Genomic DNA, 19,295 nt, shown 5'->3' with positions numbered 1-19,295 from the left:
AGGCAAAACATCTTAAATATAGTCTTTTCCGTCTAACTTATAGACAAAAACGAGCCCCGAAGGGCTCGTTTTATCATTTACTGGACGGCGACAATCCGGTCTTCATTAACTTCCAGGCGAATCACTTTACCCGGAACCAATTCACCAGACAGTATTTGCTGTGCCAGCGGGTTTTCGATCTGCTGCTGAATTGCACGTTTCAGAGGACGTGCACCATAGACCGGATCGTAACCGTTCTCGCTCAGCAGTTTCAGCGCCTCGTCAGAAATGTGGATTTCATAACCACGTTCTTCCAGACGTTTGTACAGACGTTTCAACTGAATCTGCGCAATCGAGGCAATGTGCTGTTCACCCAGCGGATGGAAGACCACCACTTCATCGATACGGTTAATGAATTCCGGACGGAAGTTATGGCTTACCACACCGAGCACCAGCTCTTTCATGTGCGCATAATCCAGTTCACCGAAGCGTTCCTGAATCAGATCGGAACCGAGGTTAGAGGTCATAATGACGACCGTATTACGGAAGTCGACCGTTCTCCCTTGCCCGTCAGTCAGACGCCCATCATCCAGTACCTGCAACAGAATGTTGAAGACATCCGGATGCGCTTTTTCCACTTCATCCAGCAGGATGACGGAATACGGACGACGACGCACCGCTTCGGTCAGGTAGCCACCTTCTTCATAACCGACATATCCCGGAGGCGCACCAACCAAACGAGACACCGAGTGTTTCTCCATAAACTCGGACATATCGATACGGACCATCGCCTCGTCGCTATCAAACATAAAGTTCGCCAGCGCCTTACAAAGCTCTGTTTTCCCCACACCAGTTGGGCCGAGGAACAGGAATGAACCAATCGGGCGATTTGGATCCGCCAGCCCCGCACGGCTACGACGAATAGCGTTAGATACCGCATCAACCGCTTCGTTCTGACCAATTACGCGATGGTGCAGTTCTTGCTCCATACGCAGCAGTTTTTCGCGCTCGCTTTCCATCATGCGAGAAACCGGAATCCCCGTCCAACGCGCCAGCACTTCAGCAATTTCGGCGTCGGTCACTTTATTACGCAACAGACGCATAGTTTTGCCTTCGAGCTGCGTTGCGGCTTCCAGTTGCTTTTCCAGTTCCGGGATTTTGCCGTATTGCAGTTCAGACATCCGCGCCAGGTCCCCCACACGGCGAGCCTGTTCAATAGCGATTTTCGCCTGTTCCAGTTCCGCTTTAATGGTCTGCGTACCAGAAAGCGATGCCTTCTCTGCTTTCCACTCTTCTTCTAACTCGGAGTACTGACGTTCTTTGTCGCTCAGTTCTTCGTTGAGCATATCCAGACGTTTTTTACTGGCTTCATCAGACTCTTTCATTAACGCCTGTTGTTCCAGTTTGAGCTGGATGATACGACGATCGAGTCGGTCGAGTTCTTCTGGTTTTGAGTCAATCTGCATACGAATGCTGGATGCTGCTTCATCGATCAGGTCGATGGCTTTATCCGGCAGCTGACGGTCAGCAATGTAGCGATGAGACAACGTCGCCGCTGCAACAATTGCCGGGTCAGTAATTTGCACATGGTGGTGCAATTCGTAACGTTCTTTCAGGCCACGCAGAATCGCAATGGTATCTTCAACAGAAGGCTCGGCAACAAACACTTTCTGGAAACGACGTTCCAGCGCAGCATCTTTTTCAATGTACTGGCGATATTCGTCAAGCGTCGTGGCACCTACGCAGTGCAATTCACCACGCGCCAGCGCCGGTTTCAGCATGTTTCCGGCGTCCATTGCGCCATCGGCTTTACCCGCGCCGACCATGGTATGTAATTCGTCGATAAATAGGATGACGTTGCCTTCCTGTTTGGCAAGATCGTTAAGCACGCCTTTTAAACGTTCTTCAAACTCACCGCGATATTTCGCCCCAGCCACCAGCGCGCCCATATCCAGCGCCAGTACCCGGCGGCCTTTCAACCCTTCCGGCACTTCGCCGTTGATAATACGCTGCGCCAGACCTTCAACGATGGCAGTTTTACCGACGCCGGGTTCACCAATCAGTACCGGGTTATTTTTAGTACGACGTTGCAGCACCTGAATGGTACGGCGAATTTCTTCATCACGACCAATCACCGGATCGAGTTTGCCCTGTTCGGCTCGTTCGGTAAGGTCGATGGTATATTTTTTCAAAGCCTGACGTTGGTCTTCAGCACCTTGATCGTTCACGCTTTCACCTCCACGCATTTGTTCAATCGCTTGAGTAATGTTGGCGGTGGTCGCCCCTGCTGCTTTCAGGATGTCGGCCAGCGTGCCGCGAGACTCAAGTGCCGCCAGAACGAACAGTTCTGACGAGATAAAGTTATCACCACGTTTTTGCGCCAGCTTGTCGCAAAGATTAAGAACGCGCACCAGATCCTGTGATGGCTGGACATCACCACCAGTACCTTCAACCTGCGGTAAACGATTTAATGCCTGATTGATATCTGTGCGCAACTGGCCAGCATTTATGCCAGCGGATGTTAATAAAGGACTAACCGAACCCCCTTCCTGATTCAGCAGGGCGCTCATTAAATGAAGTGGTTCGATAAATTGGTTGTCGTGCCCGAGTGCAAGTGATTGGGCATCGGCAAGAGCAAGCTGGAATTTATTAGTAAGACGATCCAGACGCATAACTCCTCCCATAACGGATCAAAGTTGCTACTGGAGATTAAATGAGGTCATCCCTCAATTATTCAAGGTTATTGACCAGATTAATGTGAAAAGAAAATCACGCGTACCGGATCGTCTTGATTCTTTAGGTTATATCAGCCAAATGAAACTTGCCATACGACCGGTGGTCTTGTCGCGACGATAAGAGAAGAAAGTCTCATTTTCCGTATATGTACAACGGTCGCCGCCGAAAATTTGCTCAACACCCACGTTCGCCAGACGCTGCCGGGCAAGCTGATAAATATCCGCCAGATACTTATCACCATGCTGAATGAAAGCTGCACTTGCTTTAGCGTCTACTGCCATAAACGCCTCGCGAACCTCCCCCCCCACTTCGAACGCGCGTGGACCAATTGCCGGCCCTAACCAGGCGAGAATATTTTCCGGATTATCAGCAAAACAGGAAACCGTCTCTTCCAGCACGCCTGCGCACAGTCCACGCCAGCCAGCATGAGCGGCGGCGACTTCCGTTCCCGCTCGATTGCAAAACAGCACAGGGAGGCAGTCGGCAGTCATCACTGCGCAAACCGTGCCGGGCGTATTGCTATAAGAGGCATCCGCCCGTTTTGAGGCATAAGGTTCGCCAGTGAGCTTAAGCACATCTTTGCCGTGTACCTGCTCAAGCCAGACCGGTTTAGAAGGCAAATTGCCCGCAGCAAAAAGTCGCTTGCGATTCTCCTCAACGTGATCCGGGTTATCGCCACAATGGGCACCGAGGTTGAGTGAGTCATACGGGGGCAAGCTCACGCCGCCGATACGAGTGGAGCTACAGGCCGCAACACCTTTTGGCTGCGGCCACTGCGGGACAATCAGCTTACTCATAACCAGTCCACTTCATCCTTATGTTCTTCGAAATCGGCGCGCATCACCTCAATCAGCTCCACCATATCTTGTGGAATAGGCGCATGCCATTCCATTTCGATGCCGGAGATCGGGTGATAAAGACGCAGCATGGTTGCATGTAGCGCCTGGCGGTCAAACTTACGCAGCGTGGAGATAAATGCTTCCGAAGCACCTTTTGGCGGACGCGGACGGCCACCATAAACCGGATCGCCCACCAGCGGATGAGTGATATGGGCCATATGCACGCGGATCTGGTGCGTACGTCCAGTTTCCAGACGCAACCGCAGACGCGTGTGCACACGGAAGTGTTCCATGATGCGATAGTGAGTCACCGCTGGTTTGCCCATCGGATGCACCGCCATATGGGTACGTTTGGTCGGGTGGCGACTGATTGGCTCGTCCACCGTGCCACCTGCGGTCATATGACCAATCGCCACCGCTTCATACTCACGAGTAATTTCACGCCGTTGCAAAGATTCGACTAAACGCGTCTGAGCCGGAACGGTTTTTGCCACAACCATCAGGCCAGTGGTGTCTTTATCCAGACGATGGACGATGCCCGCACGCGGTACATCGGCAATGGGTGGATAGTAATGAAGCAACGCATTCAGTACCGTGCCATCCGGGTTACCCGCGCCAGGATGTACCACCAGGTCGCGCGGTTTATTAATGATAATAATGTCTTCATCTTCATAGACGATATCCAGCGGGATATCCTGCGGTTCAAAACGCGCTTCTTCTTCAATCTCAGCGTTGATGGCAACCTGCTCGCCACCCAATACTTTTTCTTTCGGCTTATCACAAACTTTGCCGTTAACCAGCACTCGCTGGTCGAGGATCCATTCTTTTATTCGCGAACGTGAATAATCCGGGAACATTTCGGCCAAAGCCTGATCTAAGCGTTGACCGAGTTGGTTTTCGGACACCGTTGCAGTGAGCTGTACTCGTTGTGCCATATATACTGCTTCTTCGTTTATCGTTGGGGTTTTACGGCTTTGCCGTTTAATATAGTGTGCTATTGTAGCTGGTCTTAACCGGGAGCAGGAACAGAGAATCTCCCGTATTACATTTTGAGGAAAGTCAAAACGTCATGACGCGCATGAAATATCTGGTGGCAGCCGCCACACTAAGCCTGTTTTTGGCGGGTTGCTCGGGGTCAAAGGAAGAAGTACCTGATAATCCGCCAAATGAAATTTACGCGACTGCACAACAAAAGCTGCAGGACGGTAACTGGAGACAGGCAATAACGCAACTGGAAGCGTTAGATAATCGCTATCCGTTTGGTCCGTATTCGCAGCAGGTGCAGCTGGATCTCATCTACGCCTACTATAAAAACGCCGATTTGCCGTTAGCACAGGCTGCCATCGATCGTTTTATTCGCCTTAACCCGACCCATCCGAATATCGATTATGTCATGTACATGCGTGGCCTGACCAATATGGCGCTGGATGACAGTGCGCTGCAAGGGTTCTTTGGCGTCGATCGTAGCGATCGCGATCCTCAACATGCACGAGCTGCGTTTAGTGACTTTTCCAAACTGGTGCGCGGCTATCCGAACAGTCAGTACACCACCGATGCCACCAAACGTCTGGTATTCCTGAAAGATCGTCTGGCGAAATATGAATACTCCGTGGCCGAGTACTATACAGAACGTGGCGCATGGGTTGCCGTCGTTAACCGCGTAGAAGGCATGTTGCGCGACTACCCGGATACCCAGGCTACGCGTGATGCGCTGCCGCTGATGGAAAATGCATACCGTCAGATGCAGATGAATGCGCAAGCTGAAAAAGTAGCGAAAATCATCGCCGCAAACAGCAGCAATACATAACAGAAACCTGAAACACAAAACGGCAGCCCTTGAGCTGCCGTTTTTTTATTCTGTCAGTTGTGAAACTGAAGCGATTTAGTCGCTATCGATCTCATCAAATATGGCTCGCTTTGAGATATTCCTCAAGTAAAAAAACATCTCTTCCTGCGATTTCTCACAAAAAAGATTCGTTGACAAAAAGTGACAAAATTATGAGATTTTCATCACACATTTTGACATCAGGAACGGTATGCTGAATTCACCAAGACGGGAAGACAAGAGGTAAAATTTATGACAATGAACATTACCAGCAAACAAATGGAAATTACTCCGGCCATCCGCCAACATGTCGCAGACCGTCTCGCCAAACTGGAAAAATGGCAAACACATCTGATTAATCCACATATCATTCTGTCCAAAGAGCCACAAGGGTTTGTTGCTGACGCCACAATCAATACACCTAACGGCGTTCTGGTTGCCAGTGGTAAACATGAAGATATGTACACCGCAATTAACGAATTGATCAACAAGCTGGAACGGCAGCTCAATAAACTGCAGCACAAAGGCGAAGCACGTCGTGCCGCAACATCGGTGAAAGACGCCAACTTCGTCGAAGAAGTTGAAGAAGAGTAGTCCTTTATATTGAGTGTATCGCCAACGCGCCTTCGGGCGCGTTTTTTGTTGACAGCGTGAAAACAGTACGGGTACTGTACTAAAGTCACTTAAGGAAACAAACATGAAACACATACCGTTTTTCTTCGCATTCTTTTTTACCTTCCCCTGAATGGGAGGCGTTTCGTCGTGTGAAACAGAATGCGAAGACGAACAATAAGGCCTCCCAAATCGGGGGGCCTTTTTTATTGATAACAAAAAGGCAACACTATGACATCGGAAAACCCGTTACTGGCGCTGCGAGAGAAAATCAGCGCGCTGGATGAAAAATTATTAGCGTTACTGGCAGAACGGCGCGAACTGGCCGTCGAGGTGGGAAAAGCCAAACTGCTCTCGCATCGCCCGGTACGTGATATTGATCGTGAACGCGATTTGCTGGAAAGATTAATTACGCTCGGTAAAGCGCACCATCTGGACGCCCATTACATTACTCGCCTGTTCCAGCTCATCATTGAAGATTCCGTATTAACTCAGCAGGCTTTGCTCCAACAACATCTCAATAAAATTAATCCGCACTCAGCACGCATCGCTTTTCTCGGCCCCAAAGGTTCTTATTCCCATCTTGCGGCGCGCCAGTATGCTGCCCGTCACTTTGAGCAATTCATTGAAAGTGGCTGCGCCAAATTTGCCGATATTTTTAATCAGGTGGAAACCGGCCAGGCCGACTATGCCGTCGTACCGATTGAAAATACCAGCTCCGGTGCCATAAACGACGTTTACGATCTGCTGCAACATACCAGCTTGTCGATTGTTGGCGAGATGACGTTAACTATCGACCATTGTTTGTTGGTCTCCGGCACTACTGATTTATCCACCATCAATACGGTCTACAGCCATCCGCAGCCATTCCAGCAATGCAGCAAATTCCTTAATCGTTATCCGCACTGGAAGATTGAATATACCGAAAGTACGTCTGCGGCAATGGAAAAGGTTGCACAGGCAAAATCACCGCATGTTGCTGCGTTGGGAAGCGAAGCTGGCGGCACTTTGTACGGTTTGCAGGTACTGGAGCGTATTGAAGCAAATCAGCGACAAAACTTCACCCGATTTGTGGTGTTGGCGCGTAAAGCCATTAACGTGTCTGATCAGGTTCCGGCGAAAACCACGTTGTTAATGGCGACCGGGCAACAAGCCGGTGCGCTGGTTGAAGCGTTGCTGGTACTGCGCAACCACAATCTGATTATGACCCGTCTGGAATCACGCCCGATTCACGGTAATCCATGGGAAGAGATGTTCTATCTGGATATTCAGGCCAATCTTGAATCAGCGGAAATGCAAAAAGCATTGAAAGAGTTAGGGGAAATCACCCGTTCAATGAAGGTATTGGGCTGTTACCCAAGTGAGAACGTAGTGCCTGTTGATCCAACCTGATGAAAAGGTGCCGGATGATGTGAATCATCCGGCACTGGATTATTACTGGCGATTGTCATTCGCCTGACGCAATAACACGCGGCTTTCACTCTGAAAACGCTGTGCGTAATCGCCGAACCAGTGCTCCACCTTGCGGAAACTGTCAATAAACGCCTGCTTATCGCCCTGCTCCAGCAACTCAATCGCCTCGCCGAAACGCTTATAGTAACGTTTGATTAACGCCAGATTACGCTCTGACGACATAATGATGTCGGCATAAAGCTGCGGATCCTGAGCAAACAGTCGCCCGACCATCGCCAGCTCAAGGCGGTAAATCGGCGAAGAGAGCGCCAGAAGTTGCTCAAGCTGAACATTTTCTTCTGCCAGGTGCAGCCCGTAAGCAAAAGTAGCAAAGTGGCGCAGTGCCTGAATAAACGCCATATTCTGATCGTGCTCGACGGCGCTAATACGATGCAGCCGAGCGCCCCAGACCTGAATTTGCTCCAGAAACCATTGGTATGCTTCCGGTTTACGTCCATCACACCAGACCACAACTTGCTTTGCCAGGCTACCGCTGTCCGGACCGAACATCGGGTGTAGCCCCAGCACCGGACCATCATGCGCCACCAGCATGGCCTGTAATGGCCCATTTTTCACTGATGCCAGATCGACCAGAATACAATCTTTCGGTAAAGGCGGTAATTTGCCAATAACTTGCTCAGTAACGTGGATTGGCACACTAACAATCACCATTCCGGCATCGGCAACAATATCAGCCGCTCGATCCCAGTCATGTTGCTCCAGAATCCGCACCTGATAACCCGAGAGGGTCAGCATCTTCTCGAACAGGCGTCCCATCTGACCGCCACCGCCGACGATAACCACCGGACGCAGTGACGGACAAAGTGTTTTAAATCCTTTGTCGTTTTCACTGGAGTAAGATTCACGCATCACCCGACGCAAAACATCCTCAATCAGATCTGGCGGTACACCCAGAGCTTCCGCCTCTGCACGACGCGAGGCCAACATAGATGCCTCGCGCTCCGGAACATAAATAGGCAGTCCAAAGCGGCTTTTCACCTCGCCCACTTCAGCAACCAGTTCCAGACGCTTCGCTAATAAATTCAGCAGCGCTTTATCGACTTCATCAATTTGATCGCGTAATGCGGTCAATTCAGCAACCATAATAAACCTCTTAAGCCACGCGAGCCGTCAGCTGCCCGTTCAGATCCTGATGAATTTCACGCAGCAAGGCATCGGTCATTTCCCAGCTAATGCAGGCATCGGTTACGGATACACCGTATTTCATTTCACTGCGCGGTTGCTCGGAAGACTGATTGCCCTCGTGGATATTACTTTCGATCATCAGACCAATAATTGAGCGATTGCCATCTTTGATTTGAGCAACCACGGATTCTGCCACCGCAGGCTGACGGCGATAATCTTTATTGGAATTACCGTGGCTGCAATCTACCATCAGAGACGGGCGCAGTCCCGCCTGTTCCATCTCTTTTTCACATTGCGCAACATCCGCAGGGCTATAGTTCGGCGCTTTACCACCGCGCAGGATCACATGGCCGTCCGGATTCCCCTGAGTTTGTAGCAACGCAACCTGCCCTGCCTGGTTAATGCCAACAAAACGGTGCGGCTGGGCGGCGGCGCGCATAGCGTTAATTGCTGTTGCCAGACTGCCGTCGGTGCCGTTTTTAAAACCAACCGGCATGGAAAGCCCGGAGGCCATTTCACGGTGAGTTTGCGATTCCGTTGTACGAGCACCAATTGCTGACCAGCTAAACAGATCGCCCAGGTATTGCGGGCTATTCGGATCTAACGCTTCCGTCGCCAGTGGCAGTCCCATATTCACCAGCTCAAGCAGCAATTTACGCGCGATCTGCAGCCCGGCTTCTACATCAAAAGAGCCATCCATATGGGGATCGTTAATTAACCCTTTCCAGCCGACAGTGGTACGGGGTTTTTCAAAATAGACGCGCATTACCAGATAGAGGCTATCGCTGACCTCTGCGGCAAGGGCTTTAAATCGACGAGCATATTCCAGAGCAGTTTCCGGATCATGAATGGAACAAGGACCACATACTACCAGCAGACGAGGATCGCGCCCGGCGATAATATCTGAAATGCTTTTACGCGAGTCAGCAATCTGGGCTTCTTGTTGCAGGCTCAATGGAAAAGCGGCCTTCAGTTGTTCCGGAGTCATTAAAACCTGTTCGTCGGTAATATGTACGTTATTCAGCGCGTCTTTTTGCATGATGGCGATCCTGTTTATGCTCGTTTGCGATAGTTGATCCTCAGCGAGGATGACGTAACGATAACACATAAAGTAAAGTTTTCAATCCATATTTCGTACATTTTTATTTACACAGGCAATTTAGTCGCGCTTTCAACCCTTACCTCTGTATAGATAAATTTACACTCCCTTTGAAAACAATCCGCTATGCTTTGAAAAAGGAGAAAGAAATGATGAAAAAGTTTATCGCCCCCTTGTTGGCTTTACTGGTTAGCGGATGTCAGATTGATCCTTATACTCACGCGCCAACCTTGACCAGCACCGACTGGTATGATGTCGGTATGGAAGATGCGATATCGGGCAGCGCCATAAAAGATGACGATGCATTTAGCGATTCACAGGCGGATCGCGGTCTATACCTTAAAGGATATGCCGAAGGACAAAAGAAAACTTGCCAGACCGATTTTACTTATGCCCGAGGACTTTCCGGTAAAAGCTTTCCTGCCAGCTGCAACAATGTTGAAAATGCCAGCCAACTGCATGAAGTATGGCAAAAAGGGGCTGATGAAAATGCCAGCACAATACGATTAAATTAATTAAAACCCCACAAATAAATTAAACATAAGATTTTACTCATTGTGTTTTATTTCTCACATTGATGACGGTCGCATGAAAAAATGATATTTTAATGAGCATTCTGAAAAAATATCGATGCATTTCGAGCGAAGATGGTGGGGATCCCTGAATGCGTTTTTCTCACCGACTGTTCTTACTTCTGATTCTCCTGCTGACGGGAGCACCAATACTCGCTCAGGAGCCTTCTGACGTTGCGAAAAACGTGCGTATGATGGTTTCCGGTATTGTCAGTTACACCCGCTGGCCTGCGCTATCAGGGCCACCAAAGTTATGTATCTTTTCATCTTCACGTTTTAGTACCGCCCTACAAGAGAATGCCGCGACATCTTTGCCTTATCTGCCTGTCATCATTCACACTCAACAAGAGGCGATGATTTCAGGCTGCAATGGTTTTTATTTTGGCAACGAGTCACCGACATTCCAGATGGAATTAACCGAACAATATCCGTCAAAGGCGTTATTATTAATTGCCGAACAAAATACCGAGTGCATTATTGGTAGCGCCTTTTGTCTGATCATCCACAATAATGACGTCAGATTTGCCGTAAACCTGGATGCCTTATCGCGTAGCGGTGTAAAGGTCAACCCGGATGTCTTAATGCTCGCACGGAAGAAAAATGATGGATAACGATAATTCTCTTAATAAGCGCCCCACGTTTAAAAGAGCATTACGCAACATCAGTATGACCAGCATATTTATCACTATGATGCTGATCTGGTTGCTGCTTTCCGTGACCTCGGTGCTGACCCTGAAACAGTACGCGCAAAAAAACCTGGCACTGACAGCAGCAACAATGACTTACAGTCTGGAAGCAGCTGTCGTTTTTGCCGATGGCCCTGCAGCAACTGAAACACTGGCAGCGCTGGGCCAGCAAGGGCAATTTTCAACTGCAGAAGTACGTGATAAGCAGCAAAATATTCTGGCATCCTGGCATTACACCCGTAAGGATCCAGGCGATACTTTCAGTAATTTCATAAGCCACTGGCTCTTCCCTGCCCCCATCATTCAGCCGATTCGTCACAATGGTGAAACCATTGGCGAAGTACGCTTAACCGCTCGCGACAGTTCAATCAGCCATTTTATCTGGTTTTCGCTCGCCGTACTGACCGGTTGTATTCTGCTGGCATCAGGCATCGCAATTACCCTCACCCGCCATTTGCACAATGGCCTGGTAGAAGCGCTGAAAAATATCACCGATGTCGTACATGATGTGCGTTCCAACCGCAATTTTTCCCGACGAGTTTCGGAAGAACGTATCGCTGAGTTTCACCGCTTCGCTCTCGACTTCAACAGTCTGCTGGATGAAATGGAAGAGTGGCAGCTTCGTTTACAGGCTAAAAATGCGCAGCTTCTACGTACCGCGCTACATGACCCATTAACCGGGCTGGCTAACCGCGCAGCGTTTCGTAGCGGCATCAACACGTTGATGAACAATTCCGATGCCCGAAAAACGTCGGCGTTACTATTTCTTGATGGCGATAATTTCAAATACATCAATGATACCTGGGGTCATGCGACGGGCGATAGAGTCTTGATTGAAATCGCAAAACGGTTAGCTGAATTTGGCGGGCTGCGACATAAAGCATACCGCCTGGGCGGCGATGAATTCGCTATGGTGCTCTATGATGTACAGTCGGAATCTGAAGTGCAGCAGATATGTTCAGCACTGACACAAATCTTTAATCTCCCGTTTGATCTTCATAATGGCCATCAGACCACCATGACATTAAGCATTGGTTACGCGATGACCATTGAGCACGCCTCTGCGGAAAAATTACAAGAGCTTGCCGATCACAATATGTATCAGGCCAAACACCAGCGTGCCGAAAAGCTGGTGAGATAACAAGGATATATCGATATGATAAAGCACCTGGTAGCACCCCTGGTTTTCACCTCACTAATACTGACTGGCTGCCAGTCCCCTCAGGGAAAGTTTACTCCTGAGCAAGTCGCCGCTATGCAATCTTATGGATTTACTGAATCCGCCGGCGACTGGTCGCTGGGCTTATCAGATGCCATTCTGTTCGCAAAAAATGACTACAAATTGCTCCCGGAAAGCCAGCAACAGATCCAAACCATGGCAGCTAAATTGGCCTCGACAGGGCTAACACATGCCCGTATGGATGGACACACCGATAACTATGGTGAAGACAGTTACAACGAAGGCTTATCATTGAAACGGGCGAATGTCGTGGCCGATGCATGGGCTATGGGTGGACAAATTCCACGCAGCAATCTCACCACACAGGGTTTAGGAAAAAAATATCCCATAGCCAGTAACAAGACCGCCCAGGGCCGCGCCGAGAACCGCCGCGTCGCAGTGGTGATTACTACCCCTTAAAACACCAGCAAACAGATAAAAAAGGGCCAGCCAATTGGCCAGCCCTTCTTAACAGGATGTCGCTTAAGCGAAATCTTAGTTAAGACGCTCTTTGATACGAGCAGCCTTACCAGTACGCTCACGCAGGTAGTACAGTTTAGCTTTACGAACAGCACCACGACGTTTGACAGAAATGCTGTCAACTACCGGAGAGTGAGTCTGGAAGACACGCTCAACGCCTTCGCCGTTGGAAATTTTACGAACAGTGAATGCAGAGTGCAGACCGCGGTTACGAATAGCGATAACCACGCCCTCGAATGCCTGCAGACGTTTTTTGGAACCTTCAACAACCCATACTTTCACTTCCACGGTATCACCCGGACGGAAGGAAGGTACGTCCTGCTTCATCTGCTCTTGTTCAAGTTGCTTAATAATGTTGCTCATAATTTAATCTCTTATCCTGGGTAAACTGATATCTCGGGGGCTTACGCCATCCCATCATGTTTATGTTGCTGTTGTGCGTGTTCCGTTTTGAACTCCGCCAGCAACCTTGCTTGCTCTTCAGTCAGAGCCAGGTTTTCCAGAAGTTCAGGTCTTCTAAGCCAGGTACGGCCCAGCGACTGTTTCAAACGCCAGCGACGTATCTCGGCATGGTTGCCCGACAGTAACACTGGCGGAACTTCCATCCCTTCTAACACCTCAGGCCGCGTATAGTGCGGGCAATCCAGCAATCCTTCAGCAAAGGAATCTTCCGTTGCCGAGGCTTCATGTCCCAGTACTCCCGGAATAAACCGGGAAACGGAGTCAATCAGCGTCATTGCTGGTAACTCACCACCACTGAGAACGTAATCGCCGATTGACCATTCTTCGTCAATTTCGGTTTGGATCACGCGCTCATCTATACCTTCGTAGCGACCGCACACCAGAATCAATTTTTGATTCGTTGCCAGTTCGCTGACGCCCGCTTGATCAAGCTTGCGTCCCTGTGGTGACAGATAAATCACCTTTGCGCCTTCACCCGCCGCGGCTTTTGCTGCATGAATGGCGTCCCGCAAGGGTTGCACCATCATTAACATCCCCGGTCCGCCGCCGTAAGGACGATCGTCCACGGTACGGTGCCGGTCATGCGTGAAGTCGCGAGGACTCCAGCTCTGGATGCTCAGCAGGCCATTTTTAACTGCCCGGCCAGTTACCCCGTAATCGGTAATTGCGCGGAACATTTCAGGAAACAGGCTAATTATGCCAATCCACATAGCGCCGTCTTTTACCGTTTATCCGGTGGTTTAAAAACCAGGATCCCAATCTACTTCGATTGAACGAGTAGTGAGATCGACTTTCTTGATAACCTGCCCATCGAGGAACGGTACGAGACGTTCCTTGATACCAAACGCATCTTTCAGGTTTGCCTTAATGACGAGAACGTCATTAGATCCGGTTTCCATCATATCGACGACTTTACCGAGATCGTAGCCTTCAGTGGTTACTACCTGGCAGCCCATCAGGTCTTTCCAGTAGTAGTCCCCCTCTTCAAGCTGAGGCAGCTGCGATGAATCCACGACAATTTCACAATTCGTCAGCAGGTTCGCCGCATCACGATCGTCAACGCCTTTCAGCTTGATGATCATGTCCTGATTGTGGTGCTTCCAGCTTTCCAGCTGGACTTGCTGCCACTGACCCGCCTTCTGGATAAACCAGGGCTGATAGTCAAAAATGCTTTCGGCGTCTTCGGTGGAAGAAAACACTCTGAGCCACCCACGAATACCGTAAGACGAACCCATTTTTCCCAAAACGATGGGATCAACAGGTGCTTGCGCGGTGAGTTGTTTGCTCATCATGACCACCGTGACAGATTAAGCTGCTTTGTTTACTTCTTTGATCAGCGCAGCAACGCGATCAGAAATAGTTGCGCCCTGGCCAACCCAGTGAGCGATGCGATCCAGATCCAGGCGAGTGCCTTCTTCTTTTTCGCTAGCGATTGGGTTGAAGAAACCAACGCGCTCGATGAAGCGACCGTTGCGTGCATTACGGCTGTCAGCGACAACAACCTGGTAGAACGGACGCTTTTTAGCGCCGTGACGTGCTAAACGAATAGTTACCATAACATCCTCTTGTGTGAATAAAACAACCGGACCCCATCGAGGAACGGAGTCCGGTGTCATATTAAAAGCCCGAAAATTTTACTCATTTTTGCGGGAATTGCAATCAACAGTTGCTAACTCTGCTGTAAAAGGCCGTCGGCGGTGCAGCCAGTTTGGTGCCGGAGTGCGCGCAGTCACCGGAGCGTACACGCAGTACGTGAGGATGACGAGCACATCCCGGTGCCAAAATGGCAAACAAGCCAGGCCGATTAGCGACCAGGGAAGCCTGGGGGCATCATACCCTTCATGCTTCTCATCATCTTCGCCATTCCGCCCTTCTTCATTTTCTTCATCATGCGCTGCATGTCGTCGAACTGTTTCAGAAGACGGTTAACGTCCTGCACCTGCATACCGCAACCGGCAGCAATACGGCGTTTACGCGAACCTTTGATGATTTCTGGCTTAGCGCGCTCTTTCATCGTCATCGAGTTGATGATGGCTTCCATACGCACCAGCACTTTATCGTCCATCTGTGACTTGACGTTATCCGGGATCTGCCCCATGCCCGGCAGCTTGCCCATCAGACTAGCCATGCCGCCCATATTTTTCATCTGGCGCAGCTGCTCAAGAAAGTCGTTGAGATCGAAGCCGTCACCTTTTTTCAGCTTGCTGGCTAATTTCTCTGCCTGCGCGCGGTCAACTTTGCTTTCGATATCTTCGATCAGCGACAGTACGTCGCCCATGCCGAGAATACGCGACGCGATGCGGTCCGGATGGAACGGCTCCAGCGCCTCAGTTTTCTCGCCAACACCGAGGAACTTGATCGGTTTGCCAGTGATGTGACGAATAGAGAGCGCCGCACCGCCGCGGGCATCGCCGTCCACTTTGGTCAACACTACGCCGGTAAGCGGTAACGCTTCATTGAATGCTTTTGCCGTATTGGCCGCATCCTGACCGGTCATGGCGTCAACCACAAACAGGGTTTCAACCGGGTTAATCGACGCATGGACTTGTTTGATCTCGTCCATCATCGCTTCGTCAACGTGCAGACGACCAGCGGTATCCACCAGCAGCACGTCGTAGAATTTCAGTTTGGCTTCTTTCAGCGCCGCGTTAACGATATCTACCGGCTTCTGACCAACATCAGAAGGGAAGAAATCAACGCCCACCTGCTCTGCCAGCGTCTCAAGCTGTTTGATTGCCGCCGGGCGATAAACGTCGGCAGAAACCACCAGCACTTTCTTCTTGTGCTTCTCGCGCAGGAACTTACCGAGTTTACCAACGCTGGTTGTTTTACCGGCACCTTGCAGGCCCGCCATCAGTACGACCGCAGGCGGTTGCGCAGCCAGGTTCAGGGTCTGGTTCTCTTCGCCCATCGCCGCAACCAGTTCGTTACGGACTATTTTGACGAACTCCTGCCCCGGCGTCAGGCTCTTATTAACTTCATGACCAACCGCTTTCTCTTTTACGCGATTGATAAACTCACGCACTACCGGCAGAGCTACGTCCGCCTCCAGCAGCGCCATGCGCACTTCGCGCAGCGTATCTTTTACGTTGTCTTCAGTGAGGCGTCCACGGCCACTGATATTGCGCAGCGTGCGCGACAAACGATCGGTTAAATTATCAAACATTGTCTCTCGCCTGGGGTGGAAACGGTTGGCCGCAATCGCGACACATCATCAGTATTTTGCCGCAGTATAACATGAAGGCGTCTTTGTTGTTATGCAACGGTTGGAGCAGCGTTCACCTGACGCTATACTGCTTCTCTTTCTTATTGCTCAAACTGTCGACATCACTATGCCCGTTTTTGCTCTGCTCGCGCTTGTCGCCTACTCCGTCAGTCTTGCGCTGATTGTTCCCGGTCTGCTGCAAAAAAACGGCGGCTGGCGGCGCATGGCTATTATTTCTGCGGTCATTGCGCTGGTCTGCCACGCAATCGCTCTGGAAGCCCGCATCCTGCCCGACGGTGATAGCGGACAAAACCTCAGCCTGCTGAACGTTGGTTCATTGGTCAGTTTGATGATCTGTACGGTAATGACCATTGTGGCTTCTCGCAATCGTGGCTGGCTGCTGCTACCCATTGTCTATGCCTTTGCGCTTATCAACCTGGCGCTGGCAACCTTCATGCCCAATGAATACATCACCCATCTGGAAGCTACGCCTGGGATGCTGGTGCACATTGGCTTATCGCTCTTTTCCTATGCCACGCTAATTATCGCCGCCCTGTACGCGCTGCAACTGGCGTGGATTGATTACCAACTGAAGAACAAGAAGCTGGCGTTTAACCAGGAAATGCCGCCATTGATGAGTATCGAGCGTAAAATGTTCCACATCACGCAGATTGGCGTGGTGCTGCTAACGCTCACGCTTTGCACTGGCCTGTTCTACATGCACAACTTATTTAGCATGGAAAATATCGACAAGGCTGTGCTCTCTATCGTGGCGTGGTTTGTCTATATTGTGCTGCTGTGGGGACATTATCATGAAGGATGGCGTGGACGCCGCGTCGTCTGGTTTAACGTTGCGGGCGCGGTAATTCTGACACTGGCCTACTTCGGCAGCCGAATTGTCCAGCAGTTAATCAGCTAAACCCAGAAAAGGAGTTTCCCCTGGAACACATTTCTACTACTACGTTGATCATTATTCTGATCATCATGGTGGTCATTTCAGCCTATTTTTCCGGGTCCGAAACCGGAATGATGACCCTCAACCGCTATCGTCTGCGACATATGGCGAAACAGGGTAATCGCTCGGCCAAACGCGTCGAAAAATTGCTGCGTAAGCCAGACCGCCTGATAAGCCTGGTGTTAATCGGCAATAACCTGGTCAATATTCTTGCCTCCGCGCTCGGCACTATTGTTGGGATGCGTTTGTACGGCGATGCGGGCGTGGCAATTGCGACTGGTGTGCTGACTTTTGTCGTACTGGTATTTGCTGAGGTATTGCCGAAAACCATTGCCGCGCTGTACCCGGAAAAAGTCGCTTATCCGAGTAGTTTTCTGCTGGCTCCGCTGCAAATTTTGATGATGCCGCTGGTCTGGTTGCTGAATGCTATCACCCGTATGCTGATGCGCATGATGGGTATCAAAACCGATATCGTGGTTAGCGGCTCTTTGAGCAAAGAAGAGTTGCGCACTATCGTGCACGAATCACGCTCACAAATTTCCCGTCGCAATCAGGATATGCTGCTGTCGGTGCTCGATCTGGAAAAAATGACCGTTGATGACATCATGGTGCCGCGCAGTGAAATTATCGGTATTGATATCAACGATGACTGGAAATCGATTCTGCGCCAACTCTCCCACTCACCTCACGGGCGCATCGTGCTCTACCGTGATTCGCTGGACGACGCCATCAGTATGCTGCGAGTACGTGAAGCCTGGCGGTTGATGTCGGAGAAAAAAGAGTTCACCAAAGAAACCATGCTGCGCGCCGCGGACGAGATCTATTTTGTGCCGGAAGGTACGCCGCTCAGCACGCAGTTGGTAAAGTTTCAGCGCAACAAAAAGAAAGTCGGCCTGGTCGTCAACGAGTATGGAGACATTCAGGGGCTGGTGACGGTTGAAGATATTCTGGAAGAGATTGTCGGCGATTTCACTACGTCGATGTCGCCAACACTTGCCGAAGAGGTCACGCCGCAAAACGACGGTTCGGTGATTATCGATGGCACCGCCAACGTGCGGGAAATCAACAAAGCCTTTAACTGGCATCTACCGGAAGATGATGCCCGCACGGTTAATGGCGTCATTCTTGAGGCACTGGAAGAGATCCCTGTCGCAGGCACCCGCGTGCGTATTGGCGAGTACGATATCGATATTCTCGACGTACAGGACAATATGATTAAGCAGGTAAAAGTTTTTCCTGTGAAACCGCTGCGCGAGAGTGTGGCGGAGTAACGAAAACGGCCCGGCATTCGCATGCAGGGCCGTGAATTATTACGAAAGCAGAAATTAAGCTTTTGCTTTCGCTACAGTAACCATCGCCGCACGAATCGTACGACCATTCAGCGTATAACCCTTCTGCATAATGCCCAGTACGTTACCTGGCGCAACGTCATCAGATTCCACCATTGCGATGGCCTGATGCACATTCGGGTCCAGTGGGACGTTAGTTTCGGCGATCACTTCAACGCCAAACTTACGCACAACATCCAGCATCGACTTCAGCGTCAGCTCAATGCCTTCAACCATCGCAGACATATCCGGGTTAGCTTTATCAGCCACTTCCAGCGCACGATCCAGGCTATCAATCACCGGCAGCAATTCGTTGATGAATTTCTCCAGCGCGAATTTGTGGGCTTTTTCAATATCCAGTTCAGTACGACGACGCAGGTTTTCCATTTCGGCTTTTACACGCAAAATGCCGTCACGTTCACGGGTCTGGGCTTCAGCCAGCTGAGCTTCGAGATTCGCAACTTTTTCATCGCGCGGATCCACCTGCTCAGCAGAAGCTTCTGGCTCAACTGCCTCAATCTCTTCGTGCTGATCCATGATAATTTCTTCCGGGGCTTGCCCCTCAGGCGTTTTCTGTTCTTTACTACTCATGAATTTCTCCGCGTTTTTTTCGCATTCATCTCGCTAACTTCGCTTATTATGGGGATCAGTTTCAGGGTTTCAAGGGAAGCACTCACATTGTCATCAATCTTCGCAACAA

21 protein-coding genes and 1 other annotated feature are annotated in these 19,295 nt (G+C 50.2%); of the genes, 10 read left to right on the top strand and 11 right to left on the bottom strand.

Features of this window, described 5'->3' with window-relative positions:
- Positions 1–77: 77 nt before the first annotated feature.
- The 3 genes from clpB to rluD all read right to left on the bottom strand — a co-directional run bounded on the left by clpB (position 78) and on the right by rluD (position 4,489).
- Entirely contained in the window at positions 78–2,651 is a 2,574-nt protein-coding gene (gene clpB / locus KXD89_RS05575) for an ATP-dependent chaperone ClpB (RefSeq protein ID WP_001235102.1), read from the bottom strand.
- Between the two features lie 129 nt (positions 2,652–2,780).
- On the bottom strand, positions 2,781–3,512 hold the full coding sequence (gene yfiH, locus KXD89_RS05570; RefSeq protein WP_000040169.1) for a purine nucleoside phosphorylase YfiH: 732 nt from the start codon (positions 3,510–3,512) through the stop codon (positions 2,781–2,783).
- Positions 3,509–4,489: a 23S rRNA pseudouridine(1911/1915/1917) synthase RluD gene (rluD, locus tag KXD89_RS05565; protein WP_000079100.1), complete on the bottom strand. Its 981-nt coding sequence runs from the start codon at positions 4,487–4,489 to the stop codon at positions 3,509–3,511. Before rluD ends, yfiH begins: the two co-directional genes overlap by 4 nt.
- Positions 4,490–4,623: 134 nt before the next feature.
- Between rluD and bamD the strand changes: the two genes are divergently transcribed.
- The 4 genes from bamD (at position 4,624) to pheA (ending at position 7,383) form a co-directional block, all read left to right on the top strand.
- Entirely contained in the window at positions 4,624–5,361 is a 738-nt protein-coding gene (gene bamD / locus KXD89_RS05560) for an outer membrane protein assembly factor BamD (RefSeq protein ID WP_000197686.1), read from the top strand.
- A gap of 270 nt (positions 5,362–5,631) precedes the next feature.
- On the top strand, positions 5,632–5,973 hold the full coding sequence (gene raiA / locus KXD89_RS05555; RefSeq protein WP_000178456.1) for a ribosome-associated translation inhibitor RaiA: 342 nt from the start codon (positions 5,632–5,634) through the stop codon (positions 5,971–5,973).
- Between the two features lie 102 nt (positions 5,974–6,075).
- Positions 6,076–6,201, top strand: a sequence feature (Phe leader region).
- The gene (pheL, locus tag KXD89_RS05550; protein ID WP_010723158.1) at positions 6,077–6,124 is read left to right on the top strand and encodes a phe operon leader peptide; all 48 of its coding nucleotides are present in this window, start codon (positions 6,077–6,079) and stop codon (positions 6,122–6,124) included. (Overlaps the previous feature by 48 nt.)
- A 21-nt stretch (positions 6,202–6,222) precedes the next feature.
- Complete coding sequence (gene pheA, locus KXD89_RS05545) at positions 6,223–7,383, top strand: bifunctional chorismate mutase/prephenate dehydratase (protein ID WP_000200120.1); 1,161 nt, start codon at positions 6,223–6,225, stop codon at positions 7,381–7,383.
- Between the two features lie 42 nt (positions 7,384–7,425).
- Here pheA and tyrA read toward each other — a convergent pair whose 3' ends face one another.
- The gene (gene tyrA, locus KXD89_RS05540) at positions 7,426–8,547 is read right to left on the bottom strand and encodes a bifunctional chorismate mutase/prephenate dehydrogenase (protein WP_000225229.1); all 1,122 of its coding nucleotides are present in this window, start codon (positions 8,545–8,547) and stop codon (positions 7,426–7,428) included.
- A 10-nt stretch (positions 8,548–8,557) separates the two neighbouring features.
- On the bottom strand, positions 8,558–9,628 hold the full coding sequence (gene aroF / locus KXD89_RS05535; RefSeq protein WP_001168037.1) for a 3-deoxy-7-phosphoheptulonate synthase AroF: 1,071 nt from the start codon (positions 9,626–9,628) through the stop codon (positions 8,558–8,560).
- Between the two features lie 209 nt (positions 9,629–9,837).
- Between aroF and KXD89_RS05530 the strand changes: the two genes are divergently transcribed.
- The 4 genes from KXD89_RS05530 to KXD89_RS05515 all read left to right on the top strand — a co-directional run bounded on the left by KXD89_RS05530 (position 9,838) and on the right by KXD89_RS05515 (position 12,585).
- Positions 9,838–10,203 (top strand): DUF2799 domain-containing protein, encoded by a 366-nt coding sequence (locus KXD89_RS05530; protein WP_000976004.1) that lies wholly within the window; start codon positions 9,838–9,840, stop codon positions 10,201–10,203.
- 149 nt (positions 10,204–10,352) lie between these two features.
- Positions 10,353–10,871 carry a YfiR family protein gene (locus KXD89_RS05525; RefSeq protein ID WP_001212391.1) on the top strand — a complete coding sequence of 173 codons (519 nt, stop codon included), beginning with the start codon at positions 10,353–10,355 and terminating at the stop codon, positions 10,869–10,871.
- Complete coding sequence (gene dgcN, locus KXD89_RS05520) at positions 10,861–12,087, top strand: diguanylate cyclase DgcN (protein WP_000969032.1); 1,227 nt, start codon at positions 10,861–10,863, stop codon at positions 12,085–12,087. Before KXD89_RS05525 ends, dgcN begins: the two co-directional genes overlap by 11 nt.
- A gap of 15 nt (positions 12,088–12,102) precedes the next feature.
- Positions 12,103–12,585: an OmpA family protein gene (locus tag KXD89_RS05515; protein ID WP_000589847.1), complete on the top strand. Its 483-nt coding sequence runs from the start codon at positions 12,103–12,105 to the stop codon at positions 12,583–12,585.
- A gap of 75 nt (positions 12,586–12,660) precedes the next feature.
- Here the strand turns inward: KXD89_RS05515 and rplS are convergent, their stop codons facing one another.
- The 5 genes from rplS to ffh form a co-directional block, all read right to left on the bottom strand.
- Positions 12,661–13,008, bottom strand: a complete 348-nt coding sequence (gene rplS / locus KXD89_RS05510) for a 50S ribosomal protein L19 (protein WP_000065253.1) — start codon at positions 13,006–13,008, stop codon at positions 12,661–12,663.
- A gap of 41 nt (positions 13,009–13,049) precedes the next feature.
- Positions 13,050–13,817: a tRNA (guanosine(37)-N1)-methyltransferase TrmD gene (gene trmD / locus KXD89_RS05505; RefSeq protein ID WP_000264777.1), complete on the bottom strand. Its 768-nt coding sequence runs from the start codon at positions 13,815–13,817 to the stop codon at positions 13,050–13,052.
- 30 nt (positions 13,818–13,847) lie between these two features.
- Positions 13,848–14,396, bottom strand: coding sequence for a ribosome maturation factor RimM (gene rimM, locus KXD89_RS05500; protein ID WP_000043335.1), 549 nt, complete (start codon positions 14,394–14,396; stop codon positions 13,848–13,850).
- An 18-nt stretch (positions 14,397–14,414) separates the two neighbouring features.
- On the bottom strand, positions 14,415–14,663 hold the full coding sequence (gene rpsP / locus KXD89_RS05495) for a 30S ribosomal protein S16 (protein WP_000256450.1): 249 nt from the start codon (positions 14,661–14,663) through the stop codon (positions 14,415–14,417).
- 248 nt (positions 14,664–14,911) lie between these two features.
- The gene (ffh, locus tag KXD89_RS05490; RefSeq protein WP_000460035.1) at positions 14,912–16,273 is read right to left on the bottom strand and encodes a signal recognition particle protein; all 1,362 of its coding nucleotides are present in this window, start codon (positions 16,271–16,273) and stop codon (positions 14,912–14,914) included.
- A gap of 166 nt (positions 16,274–16,439) precedes the next feature.
- Between ffh and KXD89_RS05485 the strand changes: the two genes are divergently transcribed.
- Together KXD89_RS05485 and KXD89_RS05480 are read left to right on the top strand one after the other, a co-directional pair.
- Entirely contained in the window at positions 16,440–17,231 is a 792-nt protein-coding gene (locus tag KXD89_RS05485; protein ID WP_001338897.1) for an inner membrane protein YpjD, read from the top strand.
- A gap of 20 nt (positions 17,232–17,251) precedes the next feature.
- Positions 17,252–18,538: an HlyC/CorC family transporter gene (locus KXD89_RS05480; protein ID WP_010723175.1), complete on the top strand. Its 1,287-nt coding sequence runs from the start codon at positions 17,252–17,254 to the stop codon at positions 18,536–18,538.
- A 54-nt stretch (positions 18,539–18,592) separates the two neighbouring features.
- Here the strand turns inward: KXD89_RS05480 and grpE are convergent, their stop codons facing one another.
- Positions 18,593–19,186 carry a nucleotide exchange factor GrpE gene (gene grpE, locus KXD89_RS05475; protein ID WP_001393454.1) on the bottom strand — a complete coding sequence of 198 codons (594 nt, stop codon included), beginning with the start codon at positions 19,184–19,186 and terminating at the stop codon, positions 18,593–18,595.
- Between the last annotated feature and the right edge of the window lie 109 nt (positions 19,187–19,295).

This window comes from Escherichia sp. TC-EC600-tetX4 (genome assembly GCF_019356055.1).
GTDB lineage: Bacteria > Pseudomonadota > Gammaproteobacteria > Enterobacterales > Enterobacteriaceae.
Note: the sequence above shows the minus strand (reverse complement) of the source record. Positions and strands in the feature narration are given on the sequence as shown.

What these genes read in the sequence shown, in the direction of transcription:
- tyrA (WP_000225229.1), bottom strand. Translation starts at nt 8,547, where the DNA reads ATGGTTGCTGAATTGACCGCATTACGCGATCAAATTGATGAAGTCGAT.
- aroF (WP_001168037.1), bottom strand. Translation starts at nt 9,628, where the DNA reads ATGCAAAAAGACGCGCTGAATAACGTACATATTACCGACGAACAGGTT.
- rpsP (WP_000256450.1), bottom strand. Translation starts at nt 14,663, where the DNA reads ATGGTAACTATTCGTTTAGCACGTCACGGCGCTAAAAAGCGTCCGTTC.
- clpB (WP_001235102.1), bottom strand. Translation starts at nt 2,651, where the DNA reads ATGCGTCTGGATCGTCTTACTAATAAATTCCAGCTTGCTCTTGCCGAT.
- dgcN (WP_000969032.1), top strand. Translation starts at nt 10,861, where the DNA reads ATGATGGATAACGATAATTCTCTTAATAAGCGCCCCACGTTTAAAAGA.
- rimM (WP_000043335.1), bottom strand. Translation starts at nt 14,396, where the DNA reads ATGAGCAAACAACTCACCGCGCAAGCACCTGTTGATCCCATCGTTTTG.
- rplS (WP_000065253.1), bottom strand. Translation starts at nt 13,008, where the DNA reads ATGAGCAACATTATTAAGCAACTTGAACAAGAGCAGATGAAGCAGGAC.
- KXD89_RS05525 (WP_001212391.1), top strand. Translation starts at nt 10,353, where the DNA reads ATGCGTTTTTCTCACCGACTGTTCTTACTTCTGATTCTCCTGCTGACG.
- KXD89_RS05515 (WP_000589847.1), top strand. Translation starts at nt 12,103, where the DNA reads ATGATAAAGCACCTGGTAGCACCCCTGGTTTTCACCTCACTAATACTG.
- trmD (WP_000264777.1), bottom strand. Translation starts at nt 13,817, where the DNA reads ATGTGGATTGGCATAATTAGCCTGTTTCCTGAAATGTTCCGCGCAATT.
- yfiH (WP_000040169.1), bottom strand. Translation starts at nt 3,512, where the DNA reads ATGAGTAAGCTGATTGTCCCGCAGTGGCCGCAGCCAAAAGGTGTTGCG.
- ffh (WP_000460035.1), bottom strand. Translation starts at nt 16,273, where the DNA reads ATGTTTGATAATTTAACCGATCGTTTGTCGCGCACGCTGCGCAATATC.
- KXD89_RS05485 (WP_001338897.1), top strand. Translation starts at nt 16,440, where the DNA reads ATGCCCGTTTTTGCTCTGCTCGCGCTTGTCGCCTACTCCGTCAGTCTT.
- pheA (WP_000200120.1), top strand. Translation starts at nt 6,223, where the DNA reads ATGACATCGGAAAACCCGTTACTGGCGCTGCGAGAGAAAATCAGCGCG.
- grpE (WP_001393454.1), bottom strand. Translation starts at nt 19,186, where the DNA reads ATGAGTAGTAAAGAACAGAAAACGCCTGAGGGGCAAGCCCCGGAAGAA.
- raiA (WP_000178456.1), top strand. Translation starts at nt 5,632, where the DNA reads ATGACAATGAACATTACCAGCAAACAAATGGAAATTACTCCGGCCATC.
- rluD (WP_000079100.1), bottom strand. Translation starts at nt 4,489, where the DNA reads ATGGCACAACGAGTACAGCTCACTGCAACGGTGTCCGAAAACCAACTC.
- bamD (WP_000197686.1), top strand. Translation starts at nt 4,624, where the DNA reads ATGACGCGCATGAAATATCTGGTGGCAGCCGCCACACTAAGCCTGTTT.
- KXD89_RS05530 (WP_000976004.1), top strand. Translation starts at nt 9,838, where the DNA reads ATGATGAAAAAGTTTATCGCCCCCTTGTTGGCTTTACTGGTTAGCGGA.